Here is a 16,465-nt window from a genome sequence, read left to right as displayed (position 1 = left end):
CGGCGAACCGGCCCCGCGACCCCTGTCCGTCAGGACCAAGGAGACCGGAGTGTCCCGACCACACCGTGCCCGCGCACCCATAACCGCCGCCTTGATGAGTCTCGGCCTCGCCGTGACCACGCTCGTCGGCGGACCCGCGCAGGCCGCCCCCACCACCACCAAGACAGCACCCCTGGCGCAGACCGCACCGGCGCCGGCCCCAGCACCACAGGCCGCCGCCGACGACTTCTCGGTCCTGGTCTTCTCCAAGACCGCCGGCTTCCGGCACGACTCGATTCCGACCGGCATCGCCGCGATCCAGCAACTGGGTGCCACCCACGGCTTCACCGTGGAGACCACCGAGGACAGCGCCTCCTTCACCGACGCGAACCTGGCCCGCTACCGGGCGGTGATCTGGCTCTCCACCACCGGTGACGTGCTCAACGCCGAACAGCAGGAGGCCTTCGAGCGCTACATCCAGACCGGTGGCGGCTACGTCGGCGTGCACGCCGCCTCCGACACCGAGTACAACTGGCCCTGGTACGGCGAGCTGGTGGGGGCGTACTTCGCCAACCACCCGGCCAACCAGACGGCCACCGTCAAGGTCGAGGACCCGGCGCACGAGTCCACCGCCCACCTGCCGGAGCGCTGGTCTCGGTACGACGAGTGGTACAACTTCCGCACCAACCCGCGCGGCAAGGTGCACGTGCTGGCCACCCTCGACGAGCGCAGCTACTCCCCGGGCACGGGGGCGATGGGTCACGACCACCCGATCGCCTGGTGCCGGGACTACGACGGCGGCCGGACCTGGTACACCGGTGGCGGTCACACCCGCGAGTCGTACGCCGAGCCGGAGTTCCTCCAGCACCTGCTCGGTGGCATCCGGACCGCGGCCGGGGTCAGCGGCGCCGACTGCCGCGCCTCGCTGACCTCCAGCTTCGAGAAGGTGACGCTGGACAGCAACACCAGCAACCCGATGGAGCTGGACATCGCGGCCGACGGCCGGGTCTTCTACATCGAGCGCGACGGCCGGGTCCAGATCATCAAGCCGGACACCGGGCAGACCGTCACCGCGATCGACCTCGACGTCTTCACCGGCAACGAGGACGGCCTGATCGGCATCCGCCTGGATCCGAACTTCGCCACCAACAACTGGGTGTACCTCTACTACGCCCCGAACGACGGGGTCGCGCGTAACCTGCTGTCCCGGTTCACGGTCACCGGCGACACGATCGACCCGGCCAGCGAGAAGCAGGTGCTGCGGGTCGACACCCAGCGCAACACCTGCTGCCACGCGGGCGGGACGATGGTCTTCGACTCGGCCGGCAACCTGTACCTGGCCACCGGGGACAACACCAACCCGTTCTCCTCGGACGCGTACACCCCGATCGACGAGCGGCCCGGCCGCGCCGACTACGACGCGCAGCGCACCTCCGGCAACACCAACGACCTGCGCGGCAAGGTGATCCGGATCCACCCGGAGGACGACGGGACGTACACCATCCCGGAGGGCAACCTGTTCGCGCCGGGCACGGAGAAGACCCGCCCCGAGATCTACGCGATGGGCTTCCGTAACCCCTTCCGGATCGGCATCGACCTGGAAACGGACGTGCTGTACGTAGCCGACTACGGGCCGGACGCCGCCTCCGCCAACCCCAACCGGGGACCGGAGGGCCTGGTCGAGTGGAACATCGTCGACCGGCCCGGCAACTTCGGCTGGCCGTACTGCCACGGCGCGAACCGGGCGTACAACGACTACCAGTTCCCGTCCGGGCCCAGCGGGGCGAAGTTCGACTGCGCCAACCTGGTCAACGACTCCCCGAACAACACCGGTCTGACCAACCTGCCGCCGGCCGTCTCGGCCACGGTCGACTACGGCTACGCGGCCAACCCGCTGTTCCCCGAGATCGGTGGCGGTGGCGCCCCGATGGGCGGCCCGGTCTACCGGTACGACGCCGACCTGACCTCCGACCGCAAGTGGCCGGCGTACTACGACGGCAAGGCGCTGCTCGGTGAGTGGAACCAGTCGCGGATGTACACCATGCAGGTCACCTCGGACGGCAAGTCCCTGGTGGACATCAACCGTCTGCTGGACGGGATGAGCTTCATCCGGCCGATGGACTTCGAGTTCGGTCCCGACGGCGCGCTCTACATGATCGAGTGGGGTAGCGGCTTCGGCGGCAACAACGACAACTCCGGGGTCTACCGCATCGACTACATCGCCGGTGACCGGGCCCCGATCGCGGTGGCCAACGCCGACCCCACCTCCGGCCCGGCCCCGCTGACGGTCAGCTTCTCCAGCGCCGGCTCCCGTGACCCGGACGGCGGAGCCCTGACCTACGCCTGGAACTTCGGCGACGGCAACAGCTCCGAGGAGGCCAACCCCACCCACACGTACGCCTCGGCGGGCAACTACACCGCCCAGCTCACCGTGACCAACCCCAAGGGGCGTACCGCGGTGGCGAACGTGCCGGTCACGGTCGGCAACACCGTACCGACGGTCACCATCGAGTTCCCGCCGGACGGCGGCTTCTTCGACTGGGGTGACCAGGTCAAGTACACCATCAAGGTGACCGACCCCGAGGACGGGGAGATCGACTGCGACGAGGTCGAACTCCAGGTGCTGCTGGGTCACGACGAGCACGCCCACCCGCTGGAGCAGCACACCGGCTGCGAGGGTGTGGTGCAGACCCAGCTCGCCGCCGGACACGGCGCCGAGGCGAACGTGTTCACCGTGCTGGAGGCCACCTACACCGACCAGGGCGGCTCCGGTGGAGCCAGCCCGCTGACCGGCCGGGCCCTGCAGATCCTGCAGCCCAAGCGCAAGCAGGCCGAGTACTACTCCAACACCGGTCGGCTGGCCGACGGCACCGGCGGCGGCGACCCGGGAGTGGTCAGGGAGGCCGCCGGGGACACCGCGGGCGGCGGCGAGAACATCGGCTTCATCGAGGACGGCGACTGGTGGTCGGTCGAGCCGGCCAGCCTGACCGGCATCGAGTCGATCCGGTTCCGGGTGGCCTCGGCCGCCTCCGGTGGTCGGATCGAGGTCCGGGCCGGTGCGCCGGACGGTCCGCTGGTCACCTCGGTCGTCGTACCGGGCACCGGGGACTGGCAGTCGTACACCGATGTCACCGCTGAGGTTCCGGCCGAGGCGGACTCCGACGGCAAGCTGTTCTTCGTCGCCCGCGACCCGGCCGGCGGCACGAACAGCCTGTTCAACGTCAACTGGATCGACTTCCTCGGCAAGGGAGTCACGGACAACGCCCCGCCGGTCGTCACGGCCAACGCCACCCCGACCACCGGCACCGCGCCGCTGGCGGTCTCCTTCAGCGGTACGGCCACCGACCCCGAGGGCGACACCCCGCTGACGTACGAGTGGGACTTCGGTGACGGTGGTACGGCCGACACCCTCAACGCCGAGCACACCTACGCCGCGCCCGGCACCTTCACCGCCGTCCTGACGGTGACGGACAGCCGAGGTGCCCGGTCGTACGCCACCGTGCCGATCCGCATCGAGTCCCCGAACACCTCCTGCCTGGGGGCCCGTTCGGACGACTTCAGCGGCGACACCCTGAACCGGGACCGGTGGACCAGTGTGGTGCGGGAGAACCAACTCCTGTCCGTCTCCGACGGCGCGCTGCGCATCCCCACCGAGGCCGGTGACCTGTACGGCAGCCGCAACGACGCGACCAACCTGGTGCTCCAGCCCGCACCCAGCGGGGCCTGGCAGACGACCACCAAGGTGACCGTGCCGGTCACGGCCACCTACCAGCAGGCCGGTCTGATCGTCTACGGCGACGACGACAACTACGCCAAGGTGGATCTGCTCTACAACGGCAGCCGCCGGGTGGAGTTCCTCCGGGAGACTGCCGGCACCCCGCGCAACGAGAGTGCCGACAACGTCGCCGCACCGGAAGGCGACACCGTCTGGCTGCGGATCAGCAGCGACGGCAGCACCCTGACCGCGGAGATGTCGGCCGACGGGCAGACCTTCAGCCCGGTCGGGCGCGCCGCCGACCTGGCCGGCATCGAGAACCCGCGGATCGGCCTGTTCGCCCTCAACGGTGGCACGGACGCCCCCGTCGTGGACGCCGAGTTCGACTGGTTCCAGGTGACTCCGGACGAGCCAGCCGGGCCGGTCGAGCGGTCCGACGAGTTCGACGGCATCTCGCTGGACAAGTGCCGGTGGAACGCCATCCTGCGGGAGGACCCGAGCGCCTACCGGGTCAGCGGCGGGAAGCTGCACGTCGACGTGCCCAACGGTGACATCTACGGCACCAACAACACCGACCCGACGAACTTCATCCTGCAGAACGCCCCTAGCGGCGACTGGACGATGGAGACCAGGATCGACGGCAGTCTGCTGGACGAGCAGTACCAGCAGGCGGGTCTGATCGTGTACGGCGACGACGACAACTACGTCAAGTTCGACTTCGTCGCCGACAACCCGGCCGGCCAGCCGGTGACCCGACGGATCGAGCTGCGCAGCGAGATCGGCGGGTCGATCCAGGACCCGCAACCGGGTGCGGAGGGCCTGACCTCCTCCGAGTGGTACCTACGGGTGTCCCGCACCGGTGACGTCTTCACCGGGTCGTACTCGACGGACGGCACCACCTGGACGGAGTTGACCGGGCTGACCAACGCGGCCGTGGGGGCCACCCCGAAGATCGGGGTGTTCACCCTCAGCGGCAACCAGACCGCCTCGAAGGTGGCCACCTTCGACTACTTCCGGTTCTCTGCGGAGGACGCTCCGAGCGACACGACGGCGCCGGTGACCACCGCCGAGGTGTCCGGCACCCCGATCGAGGGCTGGCACACCGGGCCGGTGACGGTCACCCTGTCCGCCACCGACGAGGAGGGCGGCAGCGGGGTGGCCCGCACGGAGTACCAGCTCGGCGAGGCCGACATCTGGACCACCTACACCGATCCGGTGCAGGTGACCGGGGACGGCGAGCACGAGCTGCGGTTCCGGTCCGTCGACGAGGCCGGCAACGTGGAGGAGACGAAGACGGTCACCGTCCGAATCGACACCACCGCCCCGGTCAGCACGGCGACGTTCGCTCCGGCGAACGACGAGGGCTGGCACGACGGCACCATCCCGGTGGTGCTCACCTCGACCGATGCCGGTTCCGGGGTGGAACTGCTGGAGTGGTCACTCGACGGTGGCGCCTGGACGCCGTACTCCGAGCCGGTGGAGATCAGCGGCGACGGCACCCATGAGCTGCTGTACCGGGCCACCGACAAGGTCGGCAACGTCGAGACCCTGAAGTCCGCGGTGGTACGCATCGACGGCACCAAGCCGACCCTGCTGGTCTCCGGCATCGCCGACGGCCAACTGTACGGCGACAGCCAGGACGTACGGGTGTCCTGGCAGGCGGTCGACCCGACCTCCGGGATCGCCACCGTGGTCGGCACCCTGGACGGCCGGCCGTACTACAGCGGCACCCTCCAGGCGATGTACGAGCTGCCGTTGGGTCTGCACGAGCTGACCGTGACCGCGACCGACAAGGCGGGTAACAGCACCACCGCCTCGGTCCGGTTCTTCGTCACCACCTCGTTCCGGGACATGCAGTTCCTGCTGGACCGGTTCAAGGCGACGGGACGCCTGTCGAACAAGGCGCACGAGCAGTTGTCCAAGCAGCTCGAGAAGGTCCGCAAGGAGGAGGCGAAGGGCAACGACGAGAAGGCGATCAAGGAGCTGAAGAAGTTCCGCGACCTTGCCGCCGACGCCAAGCTCATCGCCGAGGCCGAGATCCGGGAGGTGCTGATCCGGGACGCCGACGCCATGATCGTTCGGCTCGGCGGCACGGCCAGCACGGCAGGGGTCAAGGCCAACGAGGGCAAGTCCGTCAAGGGGGCCGGACGCCTCGGTGACGACCCGACCCGGTTGGCACCCGGCCGCCGGCTGTGATCCACGGGCCCCGTCCGGTCTCGACCGGACGGGGCCCCGCTCCAACCACGAACCGGCCCGGCACGCAGCACGCGTGCCGGGCCGCTTCATACACCCCAGGCCCCGGTTCACACGCCGGGCTACTGACTGTCGAGCACCTCGCGCAGGGCCGCCAGGTCGGCCTCGGTGGGCTGCCAGGATCCGGCCGCCGCGTTGGCGCGTACCTGCCCCGGGGTGGTAGCCCCGGCGATGACCGAGGTCACCGAGGGTTGGGCGGCCAGCCCGCCGATGGCCACGTCCAGCATGGACACCCCCCGCTCGGCGGCGTACTCCTCGATGGCCTCGATGGTGTCCCAGTCGGCGGCGGCGAGCCGCTGGGCGTACCGGCCGCCACCGGCCAGTCGGCTGCCCGCCGGCGGGGCCTCGCCCCGCTTGTACTTGCCGGTCAGCAGCCCGTTGGCCAGCGGGAAGAACGGCAACATGCCGAGCCCGAAGCGTTCGCAGGCGGGCAGCACCTCAATCTCGACGTCCCGGTTGAGCAGGCTGTAGTTGTTCTGGGCGCTGATGAAGCGGGTCAGCCCGCGACTCTTGGCCGTCCAGTCGGCGTCGGCGATCTGCCACCCGGCGAAGTTGGAGTTGCCCAGGTAGCGCACCTTGCCGTCGCGGACCAGGTCGTCCAGGGCCGCGAGGGTCTCCTCGATCGGGGTGCCCGGGTCGGGCTCGTGAAACTGGTACAGGTCGATGTAGTCGGTGTCCAGTCGACGCAGCGACGCCTCCGCCGCCCGGATGATGTAGCGCCGTGACCCCCGGACCCCGAAGTCCCGCCCGTTGGCGCCGCTCATCGACATGCCGAACTTGGTCGCCAGCACCACCTCGTCCCGGCGCCCCTTAAGGGCGGCACCGAGTTGCGCCTCCGACCCGCCGTGCGGTTCGCCGTAGATGTCGGCGGTGTCGAAGAAGTTGATCCCGACGTCGAGGGCCGCGTCGACCACGGCGCGAGTGCCGTCGAGGTCGAGTTTGCGGCCGAAGTTGTTGCAGCCGATCCCCACAGCGGACACCACGAGCCCGGAGTCGCCCAACCGGCGATAGGTCATCTCACTCACGAGATCACCATATGCCGCGCGGAGGAACGCCGAGTGACCTCGCCGGTCACCGCCGGGAGGACACCTCCCAGACCGGCTCGTCCGTCTCCACCACCTCGCCGTCGCCCTGGAACAGCAGGAACCGGTCGAAGGTGCGGGTGAACCAGCGGTCGTGCGTCACCGCGAGCACCGTGCCGGAGAAGGCGGCCAGCCCGGCCTCCAGGGCCTCAGCGGAGGCCAGGTCGAGGTTGTCGGTGGGCTCGTCGAGCAGCAGCAGGGTAGCCCCGGACAGCTCCAGCAGCAGCACCAGGAAGCGGGCCTGCTGCCCGCCGGAGAGGGTGCCGAACCGCTGGTCCCCCTGGCCGGCCAACTCGTACCGGCTGAGCGCCGCCATGGCCGCGTGCCGGTCCATGCCGTCGCGGTGCTCGTCACCCCGCCAGAGGATCTCCACCAGGGTCTTGGCCATCAGCTCCGGCCGGTCGTGGGTCTGGGAGAAGTGCCCGGGACGCACCCGGGCACCGAGCCGCGCGAGGCCGCCGTGGGCCACCGGGGCCAGGGCCGCCGCGCCGTCGACCGGCGGGTTGGCCGGGTCGGGGTCCGTGCCGCCGCGCGCCAGCAGCCGCAGGAAGTGGGACTTGCCGGTGCCGTTGGCACCGAGCACCGCCACCCGGTCGCCGTACCAGACCTCCAGGTCGAAGGGGTAGGTCAGGCCGTCGAGTTCCAGCTGTTCGCAGATCAACGCGCGTTTGCCGGTCCGCCCGCCGGTCAGCCGCATCCGGATGTCCTGGTCCTTCGGCGGTACGGGCGGCGGCCCGGCCTCCTCGAACTTGCGCAACCGGGTCTGCGCCGACTGGTAGCGGGAGGCCATGCCGGAGTTGTACGCGGCCTTCTGCTTGTACATCAGCATCAACTCGCGCAGCTTCTCGTGCTCCTCGTCCCACCGCTTGCGCAGCTCGTCCAGGCGGTCGTGCCGGGCCACCCGCGCGGTGTGCCAGCTGGCGAAGCCGCCCGGGTGCACCCAGGCGCTGCCACCCTCCACAGCGACCACCCGGTCGGCGGTGTGTGCCAGCAACTCCCGGTCGTGCGAGACGTAGAGCACGGACTTGCCGGACTCCCGCAGTCGCGCCTCCAGCCATCGTTTGCCGGGTACATCGAGGAAGTTGTCCGGCTCGTCGAGCAGCAGCACCTCGTCCGGGCCGCGCAGCAGCAACTCCAGGGCGAAGCGCTTCTGCTGACCGCCGGAGAGGGTGCGTACCGGTCGCTGCCGCGCGGTCTCCCAGGGCAGGTCGAGCACGATGGTGGCGACCGTGTCGAAGAGGACCTCCGCGTCGTACCCGCCGATCTCTCCCCAGGCGGCCAGGGCCTCCGCGTACGCCAACTGGGCCTTGCCGGCGGCGCTGCTGTACTTGCCGCGCAGCTCGGCGGCGCGCATGGCCGCCTCGGTCTCGGCGAGTCGGCGACCGGCCTCCCGCAGCGGCGGCGGGGCCAGCGACAACGCCAGGTCGGCCAGGGTGGACTCGTCACCGATCATGCCGATGAACTGCCGCATCACCCCCAGCCCACCGGCCCGGGCGATGGTGCCGGTACGCACCGGCAGGTCACCGGCGACCATCCGCAGCAGGGTCGTCTTGCCGGCACCGTTCGGCCCGACCAGGGCCACCTTGGCGCCCTCACCGACCCGGAACGACACCTCGGCGAAGAGTTCCCGCCCGTCCGGCAGGTGGTGTCCGACCGCTGCCACGTCCACGTATCCCACGCGGGCATCCTCCCGGAGCCCGGCTAAGCAGCCAACCGATTAGCGGCCTGGGCCGCTCACCGCGTGACGCGAAGCACCCGGAAGCCCTTCTGGCTGGCGTGCCGCTCCACCTGCCAGCCCTGCTCCACCAGCCAGCGGTGCAGCGAGTCACCGCCCAGGTGACGACCCACCACCAGCCAGGCCACCCCCTGCGGGGTCAACCGGGGCAGCCAGTGCAGCAGCAGGTCGTGCAGCTCGTCCTTGCCGGGCCGGATGGGCGGGTTGGACCAGATCTGGGCGAAGGTCAGGTCGGCCGGCACCTCCTCGGGTGCCGCCACCCGTACCCGGTCGGCCAGGCCCAGGCGGTCCGCGTTGGCGGCGGTGAGTTCCCGGGCCCGCTCGTTGACGTCCACCGCCCACACCTTTGCGGTCGGGGCGACGGTGGCGAGCACACAGCTGATCGGTCCGAAGCCGCAGCCGAGATCGAGCAGGGCCCCCTCGGTCGAGGCCGGTGGCAGGTCGGCCTTGCGCAGCAGCACGGCCGTACCCGCATCCAGGCGGTTGGCGGAGAACACCCCGGCCGCCGAGGCCAGGGTGAAGTCGCGGCCGGCGACGGCGAACTGCACCTCGCGCGGCTTGGCGGAGGCGCTGGGTGCGGTGGTGAAGTAGTGGTCCCCGGTCACGCCGGTCATTCTTCCACCGGCCCGGAACTCCCCGGCGGGACGCCGGCCCTCGGCGAAGCGACCCGCCGCAAGGTGTTTTCCTCAAAAAACCTACTAAAGGGATAAAAGTCCCTACTCTGGTCGGCATGGTATATCGGTACGACTCCGATGAGGACGCCTACGGCCCGTACCGGGATGACGACCCCGAGGGACAGGCACCGCCCGCGACCGACGCGGTACCGGCCGGACCCCCGCGGTCCCGTTTCCCGGCCCCGTCGCTGCCGCGGCCCAACCAGATGGTGCTGCCCTCGACGACGGCCTCGGCAGCGGCCCCGCCGCCGCAGGACCCGCCACCCCGCTACGAGGCCGCCACGACGGTGCCGTACGACCCCTCTCCCGCCGCCGTACCCCAGCCCGCACCGGCGTCGGCCGCCCCACCACCACCCCGTCGCGGTGGTGGCCGCACCTGGCAGGTGCTGATCGGCGGTGCCGCCGCCCTGGTGCTGCTGGCCCTCTGTGGACTGGCCGGCGCCGCCCTGCTCGACGGCCGGCAGTTGATCGGCCAGCAGGCGGCACCGAGCACCCCACCGGAGGACAACACCCCGGTCACGGATTCGCCCCGGGCCGGCGACCTGGATTCCCGCGACACCGACCAGGCCCCACTGACCGGCCGGGAGGTCTTCCCCAACAGCACCCTCACCGTCGGCGACGGCCGACGCTACGAGGTGCTGCGCGCCCAGTCGAGCGCCAGCTGCGCGGTGGCGGCCACCGGGGAGGTCTCGAACCTGCTCGTCCGGCTCGGTTGCAGCCAGGTCGTCCGGGCCACCCTGCGCTCCAGCGACCAGCAGCATCTGGTCACCGCCGGACTGTTCAACCTGACCGACCGGTCCAGCGCCGAACGGGCCCGGGACCGCATCCGGCAGGTGCTCGACGATCGGGAGGGCCGCTTCCGCGGTATGCCGGCGGGCGACGGCACCGAGGTCATCGCCACCGCCCCCGCCCGGGTCGGCTGGCAGGTACGCGGCCACTATGTCGCGTACGCGGTGGTGACCCGCGCCGACGGCGACACCATCCGCTCCGGCGACACCGCAGTCCGCGAGATCCTGTTCGACCTGCTGGAACTGCACCTGAACCGGGAGGTGCTGGAGCACCGGGCCAACGGGGGCATAGCCAACCAGCCCACCCCCGCAGAGGACACCGGCAGCCAGAACGGGTCCGACGAGGACTGAGGCTCAGGCCTCGGCCGGCACCCGCAACCGTCGGGTGGCCTCGGCCCGGCGGGCGTACTCGGCCGGGTCCTCCGGGTAGCCCACCGCCACCAGGGTCAACCCGTGCGCCGGGGCCACGGTCACCTCACTGGACCGTTCCCGCCGGGTCAGCAGCCCGGCCGGCCACTCCACCGGTCGGCGACCGTCCCCGGCCACCAGCATCGCGCCGACCAGGCTGCGCACCATGGCCTGGCAGAAGGCGTCCGCCTGCACGGTGGCGACCAGGATTCCGTCCGGGTCACGCCGCCAGTCCAGCCGGGTCACCTCCCGCAGGGTGGTGGCGTTCTCCTTCCGCCGGCAGTACGCGGCGAAGTCGTGCTCCCCCACCAGCCCGGCGGAGGCCGCAGCCAGCCGATCGCAGTCCAGCGGGCGGGGCCAGGCCAGCACCTCGTGCCGACGCAGCGGCTCGACCCCCCAGGGGGCATCGGTCACCCGGTACTCGTACCGCCGGAAGGTGGCCGAGAAGCGGGCGTCGAAGGTGTCCGGCACCTCCGTCATCGCCCGGACCCGCACATCACCCGGCAGCAGCCGGGCCAGCCGACGCAGCAGCCGGTCCCGGTGTTCCTGCCAGACCTCGGCGGGCAGGTCGAGGTGGCAGACCTGCCCGGAGGCGTGCACCCCGGCGTCGGTCCGGCCAGCCACCGTCAACCCGGTCGCGGTCCCGGCCCCGAGCACCAGGTCCAGCGTCTCCATCAGGACCCCGGCGACCGTACGCCGACCCGGCTGGGCGGCCCAGCCGGAGAAGTCCCCGCCGTCGTAGGCGACATCCAGCCGCAGCCGGATCCGCTCGTCCACCTCGTACCTCCTCACGACGACTCGGGCCCGGCATCCCGTGGGGGATGCCGGGCCCGACGACGGCCTTGATCAGGCCTTGCCTTCCTCGGTGGCCAGGTCGCTGTCCTCGCGGGCGGCGGCCGTGTCACCGGACGCCGACACCGGGGCCTCGGAGTCCTGGTCGGCCGAACGCGCGGCCGGGGTCTCCTCGGCCGGGGCGAGCGCCTCGACCTTGTCCTGCTGGGCGGCCTTGCGGGCGGCGGTCTTGCGGTTCGCCGTCGGCTCGGTGACCTGCAGCTCCTCGACCAGCTCGATGATCGCCATCGGAGCGGCGTCACCCTTGCGCGGACCGGTCTTCACGATCCGGGTGTAGCCGCCGTTGCGGTTGGCGTACCGGGGCGCGATCTGGTCGAACAGGGAGTAGACCACGTCCTTGTCCTTGACGACGCCCAGTACCCGGCGGCGCGAGGCGAGGTCGCCGCGCTTGGCCTTGGTGATGAGCTGCTCGGCCAGCGGACGCAGCCGCCGGGCCTTCGTCTCGGTGGTCTGGATCTTGCCGTGCTGGAACAGCGCGGTGGCCAGGTTGGCCAGCATCAGCCGCTCGTGCGCGGGGCTGCCGCCGAGGCGGGGGCCCTTGGTGGGCGTGGGCATGCTTGGTGCTCCTCAGGTGTGGCGGCAGCGCGGACTAGAGCTGCTCGGTCTCGCGGTAGTCGTCGGTGTCGTAGTCGGCCTCGCCGAAGGCGTCCACGACGTGCGCCGGGTCGAAGTTCGGAGCCGAATCCTTCAGCCCCAGACCCATCCCGGCGAGCTTCATCTTGACCTCGTCGATCGACTTCTGGCCGAAGTTGCGGATGTCGAGAAGGTCGGCCTCGGTACGCCCGATCAGCTCACCAACGGAGTTGATGCCCTCGCGCTTGAGGCAGTTGTAGGAGCGGACGGTCAGGTCCAGCTCCTCGATCGGCAGGGCCAGGTCCGCCGCCAGCTGCGCGTCCTGCGGCGACGGGCCGATGTCGATGCCCTCCGCCGTCTCGTCCAGCTCCCGGGCCAGCCCGAACAGCTCCACCAGCGTCGACCCGGCCGAGGCCAGGGCGGTACGCGGGCCCATCGACGGCTTGGTCTCGACGTCGATGATCAGCCGGTCGAAGTCGGTCCGCTGCTCGACACGAGTCGCCTCGACCCGGTACGTCACCTTGAGCACCGGCGAGTAGATCGAGTCGACCGGGATCCGGCCGATCTCCGCGCCGGCCTGCTTGTTCTGCGCCGCGGTGACGTAGCCGCGACCCCGCTCGACGGTCAGCTCCATGTCGAGCCGGCCCTTGCCGTTGAGGGTGGCGAGCTTCAGGTCCGGGTTGTGCACGGAGACACCGGCCGGGGGCTGGATGTCACCGGCGGTCACGTCACCCGGGCCCTGCTTGCGCAGGTACATGCTGACCGGCTCGTCGTGCTCGGAGCTGACGCAGAGCTCCTTGATGTTCATGACGAGCTCGACCACGTCCTCCTTGACACCGGGGATCGTGGTGAACTCGTGCAGCACACCGTCGATCTTGATCGAGGTGACGGCCGCGCCCGGGATGGACGACAGCAGCGTACGCCGCAGCGAGTTGCCCAGGGTGTAGCCGAAGCCCGGCTCCAGCGGCTCGATGGTGAACCGGGACCGGGTCTCGTTGATCGACTCCTCGGAGAGGGTCGGTCGCTGGCTGATGAGCATGTCTTCTCTTCTCTTCCGGGGCGCCCGCCATATGACGCCCACGACACAAACTGTTCCGGTGGCCCGCCCGTCGCCGGGCGGGCCACCGCAACGAGCCCTTACTTGGAGTAGAGCTCGACGATCAGCTGCTCCTGGACCTGGGTGTCGATCACCTGGCGGGCCGGGAGCGAGTGCACGAGAACCTTCATCTGGCTCGGGATGGCCTCCAGCCACGCCGGCACGGTCTTCGAACCGGCCTCGGCCTGAGCCACGATGAACGGGGTGAGCTCCTTGCTCTTCGCCCGAACCTCGATGATGTCGTGTGCACTGACGCGGTACGACGGGATGTCGACCTTCTTGCCGTTCACCGTGAAGTGACCGTGCTTGACCAGCTGACGGGCCATGTCCCGGGACTTGGCGTAGCCAGCCCGGTAGACCACGTTGTCCAGCCGCGACTCGAGGATCTGCAGGAGGACCTCACCGGTCTTGGCCTGCTTGGCCACGGCCTCCTCGTAGTAACCGCGGAACTGCTTCTCCAGCACGCCGTAGACCCGGCGAGCCTTCTGCTTCTCACGGAGCTGGAGCAGGTACTCCGTCTCCTTGGTGCGGCCGCGGCCGTGCTGCCCGGGCGGGAACGGCCGGGACTCGAACGGGCACTTCGGGCCATCGCACTTGCTGCCCTTGAGGAACAGCTTCATCTTCTCCCGCCGGCAACGGCGGCAGTCAGCACCGGTGTAACGAGCCATCTCTCTCTAACCTCTCAGACCCGACGACGCTTCGGCGGACGGCATCCGTTGTGCGGCTGCGGGGTGACGTCGGAGATCTGCCCGACCTCCAGACCCACCGCCTGCAGCGAACGGATGGCGGTCTCCCGGCCGGAGCCGGGGCCCTTGACGAACACGTCGACCTTGCGCATGCCGTGCTCCATCGCCCGACGCGCGGCGGCCTCGGCGGCCAGCTGCGCGGCGAACGGGGTCGACTTGCGCGAACCCTTGAAGCCGACCTGGCCCGCGGAGGCCCAGGAGATGACGGCACCGGTCGGGTCCGTGATGGACACGATGGTGTTGTTGAAGGTGCTCTTGATATGCGCCTGCCCGTGGGCGACGTTCTTGCGTTCCTTGCGCCGGACCTTCTTTACAGCGGCCCCGGCACGAGCCTTCGGTGGCATAAGTCTGTGCGCTCCTAGTTGACTTCCCGGCACGGGTTGCGGCCTGGCCTACCTGGGCAGACCCGGACCCGCACTCCGGTGAAAGAGAATTACTTCTTGCCGGGCTTCTTCTTGCCGGCGACCGTCCGCTTCGGGCCCTTGCGGGTGCGGGCGTTGGTACGGGTCCGCTGACCACGGACGGGCAGACCCCGGCGGTGCCGGATGCCCTCGTAGCAGCCGATCTCGACCTTGCGGCGGATGTCAGCGGCGACCTCGCGGCGCAGGTCGCCTTCAACCTTGTAGTTGGCCTCGATGTGGTCACGGAGCTGGACCAGCTCCTCGTCCGTGAGGTCCCGGGCGCGCTTGTCCGGCGAGATGCCGGTGGCAGCGAGCGTCTCCAGGGCGCGGGTGCGACCCACGCCGAAGATGTAGGTGAGCGCGATCTCCAGCCGCTTCTCGCGGGGGAGGTCGACGCCGACTAGACGTGCCATCTGTGGGCGTACTCCTTGTGCTGTCTCGCGGAGGTGTGGACCCGACCCACCCCGCTACCGACCGACCTGTCTCCTCCGGCGCGTGCTGCGCCGGCGACCGGTTCGGTCGCTGCCCAAGCGGGCCCCGGCCTCCGACCGGGGGTCAACCACGAAGAAGTACGCGCTGCGCACCGCTCGCGGCTGGGACGAGCATGTGTGATGTGCTGGCTGGATCTGCGGCCCGGATCACGCCCTCGGCCGACCGGCGGTCACCGGTCGGCCGTGACGATCAGCCCTGGCGCTGCTTGTGGCGCGGGTCGGTGCAGATGACCATGACCCGGCCGTGCCGGCGGATCACCCGGCACTTGTTGCAGATCCTCTTGACGCTCGGCTTGACCTTCACGGTTGCCTTACTTCCCATCTGGCCCGTTGCCACGAGGCGCGGCACCGGACGTCGAAGACGGACACGGGACGTTCCCGGCCGTCGTCAGGACTACTTGTAGCGGTAGACGATGCGCCCGCGGGTCAGATCGTACGGCGAGAGTTCGACGACGACCCGATCCTCCGGCAGGATGCGGATGTAGTGCTGCCGCATCTTGCCGCTGATGTGAGCCAGCACCTTGTGGCCGTTGGCGAGCTCCACCCGGAACATGGCGTTCGGCAGGGGCTCGATGACCCGACCTTCGATCTCGATGGCTCCGTCTTTTTTCGGCATGTCCTCCGCTGTCCTGACGTCGGTTACTCCGGACCGGCTCACAACGCCTTACACGAGTGCCTGATCAAGATCAGGTGACCCGCGCCAGCCGCGGCTCCGCGTCCCACCGAAGCGCTTGGTGGGCATGGCGGAGTGGACGCTGTGCGCCGATCAGAAAGTGTACGCCCGCCTGCACGCCGTCGCCAAACCGACCGGCCAACACCCCCGAACCGGTACGACAAACGTGACTTTCAGGTCTCCCGCTCCGGAAATGCCCGCAGCGGGAGCCTGTCCGGCCCGGCCGCCGGGTAACCCGGATCACCCTTCCGCTCCGGCCCCTCGGCGCCCACCTCGGTCTCGTCGAGAGCGGGCTGGTCGAGAGCCTGCTGGCCGTCGGCTGCCTTGCGCTGCCGTTTGAGGGCCTTCTTCGCCGCCCGCCGCTGCCGGCGCTGCTCCTGCTCGGCCGCCCACCTCCGAGGTTCGCCCTTGACCAGGCCGGTAAGGGTCTCGACCAGCAGCAGCGCGCCCCAGGGCCCGGCGACCCACCCCGGCCAGAAGTAGAGCAGGTCACCCGCAGCTAGCGAGGTCAGCGCCCAGATGGCGACCACGATCCCGACCGCCTGCAGCCAGGACTCCCAGACATGGGCCAGCCAGCGCCCCGTCACCTGCCGGCCAGCCGGGCTGACCGACACCGCGCTGCCCCGCTGCGCCGGCACCGGTGCCTCGACACCGGCCGCCGGCAGGTCCCGCACCAGGGCATCCAGGTCGGCATAGCTACGAGCGGCATAGGCGCGTTGCAGTCGTTCGTCGTACTCGTGCAGATTCAGTCGGCCCTCGTCGAGCGCGACCCGCAGCCGCTCGGCGATGGCCTGCCGGTCGGAGTCCCCTGCCCGCAGGCCGTCGCGCCCTTCCATGCCGGCAAGCATGCCACCGTCCCGCCAGTCCCCCACCCGGGCCGCCGTACCGCAGACCCGCGGGTCTCCGGGCATCGCTGGCTCAGGGCCCCATCCGCCGCAGCGCAGGCCCTGGAGGCCCCGGGCCGACCGGCGCACCGCAGGGGCCCGGAGGCCGCAGGGG

General features: G+C 70.4%; 14 protein-coding genes. 2 read left to right on the top strand and 12 right to left on the bottom strand.

The window, feature by feature from the left end; genetic code table 11:
* Nucleotides 1-94: 94 nt before the first annotated feature.
* Entirely contained in the window at nt 95-5,890 is a 5,796-nt protein-coding gene (locus OIE53_RS25850) for a ThuA domain-containing protein (protein WP_327024046.1), read from the top strand.
* Between the two features lie 119 nt (nt 5,891-6,009).
* Here the strand turns inward: OIE53_RS25850 and OIE53_RS25845 are convergent, their stop codons facing one another.
* From OIE53_RS25845 to OIE53_RS25835, 3 genes are read right to left on the bottom strand one after another with little or no spacing between them, the layout of a single operon-like run.
* Nucleotides 6,010-6,963, bottom strand: coding sequence for an aldo/keto reductase (locus tag OIE53_RS25845; RefSeq protein ID WP_327027419.1), 954 nt, complete (start codon nt 6,961-6,963; stop codon nt 6,010-6,012).
* Between the two features lie 55 nt (nt 6,964-7,018).
* Complete coding sequence (locus OIE53_RS25840) at nt 7,019-8,707, bottom strand: ABC-F family ATP-binding cassette domain-containing protein (RefSeq protein WP_327024045.1); 1,689 nt, start codon at nt 8,705-8,707, stop codon at nt 7,019-7,021.
* A 56-nt stretch (nt 8,708-8,763) separates the two neighbouring features.
* Nucleotides 8,764-9,369: a class I SAM-dependent methyltransferase gene (locus OIE53_RS25835; protein WP_327027417.1), complete on the bottom strand. Its 606-nt coding sequence runs from the start codon at nt 9,367-9,369 to the stop codon at nt 8,764-8,766.
* Between the two features lie 125 nt (nt 9,370-9,494).
* Between OIE53_RS25835 and OIE53_RS25830 the strand changes: the two genes are divergently transcribed.
* Nucleotides 9,495-10,577 (top strand): hypothetical protein, encoded by a 1,083-nt coding sequence (locus OIE53_RS25830; protein ID WP_327024044.1) that lies wholly within the window; start codon nt 9,495-9,497, stop codon nt 10,575-10,577.
* Nucleotides 10,578-10,580: 3 nt separating this feature from the next.
* Here the strand turns inward: OIE53_RS25830 and truA are convergent, their stop codons facing one another.
* The 9 genes from truA to OIE53_RS25785 form a co-directional block, all read right to left on the bottom strand.
* Nucleotides 10,581-11,411: a tRNA pseudouridine(38-40) synthase TruA gene (gene truA / locus OIE53_RS25825; protein ID WP_327024043.1), complete on the bottom strand. Its 831-nt coding sequence runs from the start codon at nt 11,409-11,411 to the stop codon at nt 10,581-10,583.
* Nucleotides 11,412-11,480: 69 nt separating this feature from the next.
* Nucleotides 11,481-12,041 carry a 50S ribosomal protein L17 gene (gene rplQ, locus OIE53_RS25820; RefSeq protein WP_327024042.1) on the bottom strand — a complete coding sequence of 187 codons (561 nt, stop codon included), beginning with the start codon at nt 12,039-12,041 and terminating at the stop codon, nt 11,481-11,483.
* Between the two features lie 34 nt (nt 12,042-12,075).
* Nucleotides 12,076-13,098, bottom strand: coding sequence for a DNA-directed RNA polymerase subunit alpha (locus OIE53_RS25815; RefSeq protein WP_013735931.1), 1,023 nt, complete (start codon nt 13,096-13,098; stop codon nt 12,076-12,078).
* Between the two features lie 98 nt (nt 13,099-13,196).
* Nucleotides 13,197-13,823: a 30S ribosomal protein S4 gene (gene rpsD, locus OIE53_RS25810; protein WP_013735932.1), complete on the bottom strand. Its 627-nt coding sequence runs from the start codon at nt 13,821-13,823 to the stop codon at nt 13,197-13,199.
* Nucleotides 13,824-13,837: 14 nt separating this feature from the next.
* On the bottom strand, nt 13,838-14,245 hold the full coding sequence (gene rpsK, locus OIE53_RS25805; RefSeq protein WP_007073011.1) for a 30S ribosomal protein S11: 408 nt from the start codon (nt 14,243-14,245) through the stop codon (nt 13,838-13,840).
* An 89-nt stretch (nt 14,246-14,334) separates the two neighbouring features.
* Nucleotides 14,335-14,715, bottom strand: coding sequence for a 30S ribosomal protein S13 (gene rpsM / locus OIE53_RS25800; RefSeq protein ID WP_013735933.1), 381 nt, complete (start codon nt 14,713-14,715; stop codon nt 14,335-14,337).
* Between the two features lie 268 nt (nt 14,716-14,983).
* Complete coding sequence (rpmJ, locus tag OIE53_RS25795; RefSeq protein ID WP_012184307.1) at nt 14,984-15,097, bottom strand: 50S ribosomal protein L36; 114 nt, start codon at nt 15,095-15,097, stop codon at nt 14,984-14,986.
* A gap of 90 nt (nt 15,098-15,187) precedes the next feature.
* Nucleotides 15,188-15,409, bottom strand: a complete 222-nt coding sequence (infA, locus tag OIE53_RS25790) for a translation initiation factor IF-1 (RefSeq protein WP_007073013.1) — start codon at nt 15,407-15,409, stop codon at nt 15,188-15,190.
* A 230-nt stretch (nt 15,410-15,639) separates the two neighbouring features.
* Nucleotides 15,640-16,302: a DUF1707 SHOCT-like domain-containing protein gene (locus tag OIE53_RS25785; protein WP_327027413.1), complete on the bottom strand. Its 663-nt coding sequence runs from the start codon at nt 16,300-16,302 to the stop codon at nt 15,640-15,642.
* Nucleotides 16,303-16,465 lie beyond the last annotated feature (163 nt).

This window comes from Micromonospora sp. NBC_01739, assembly GCF_035920385.1.
Classification (GTDB): Bacteria; Actinomycetota; Actinomycetes; order Mycobacteriales; family Micromonosporaceae; genus Micromonospora.
The sequence above is the reverse complement of the archived record's forward strand: the minus strand, read 5'-3'. Positions and strand labels throughout refer to the sequence as shown.

Excerpts from the sequence above, each read along its gene's own strand:
- OIE53_RS25850 (WP_327024046.1), top strand. The coding sequence starts at position 95 with ATGAGTCTCGGCCTCGCCGTGACCACGCTCGTCGGCGGACCCGCGCAG.
- OIE53_RS25845 (WP_327027419.1), bottom strand. The coding sequence starts at position 6,963 with ATGACCTATCGCCGGTTGGGCGACTCCGGGCTCGTGGTGTCCGCTGTG.
- OIE53_RS25830 (WP_327024044.1), top strand. The coding sequence starts at position 9,495 with ATGGTATATCGGTACGACTCCGATGAGGACGCCTACGGCCCGTACCGG.
- rplQ (WP_327024042.1), bottom strand. The coding sequence starts at position 12,041 with ATGCCCACGCCCACCAAGGGCCCCCGCCTCGGCGGCAGCCCCGCGCAC.
- OIE53_RS25815 (WP_013735931.1), bottom strand. The coding sequence starts at position 13,098 with ATGCTCATCAGCCAGCGACCGACCCTCTCCGAGGAGTCGATCAACGAG.
- rpsD (WP_013735932.1), bottom strand. The coding sequence starts at position 13,823 with ATGGCTCGTTACACCGGTGCTGACTGCCGCCGTTGCCGGCGGGAGAAG.
- rpsK (WP_007073011.1), bottom strand. The coding sequence starts at position 14,245 with ATGCCACCGAAGGCTCGTGCCGGGGCCGCTGTAAAGAAGGTCCGGCGC.
- rpsM (WP_013735933.1), bottom strand. The coding sequence starts at position 14,715 with ATGGCACGTCTAGTCGGCGTCGACCTCCCCCGCGAGAAGCGGCTGGAG.
- infA (WP_007073013.1), bottom strand. The coding sequence starts at position 15,409 with ATGCCGAAAAAAGACGGAGCCATCGAGATCGAAGGTCGGGTCATCGAG.
- OIE53_RS25785 (WP_327027413.1), bottom strand. The coding sequence starts at position 16,302 with ATGGAAGGGCGCGACGGCCTGCGGGCAGGGGACTCCGACCGGCAGGCC.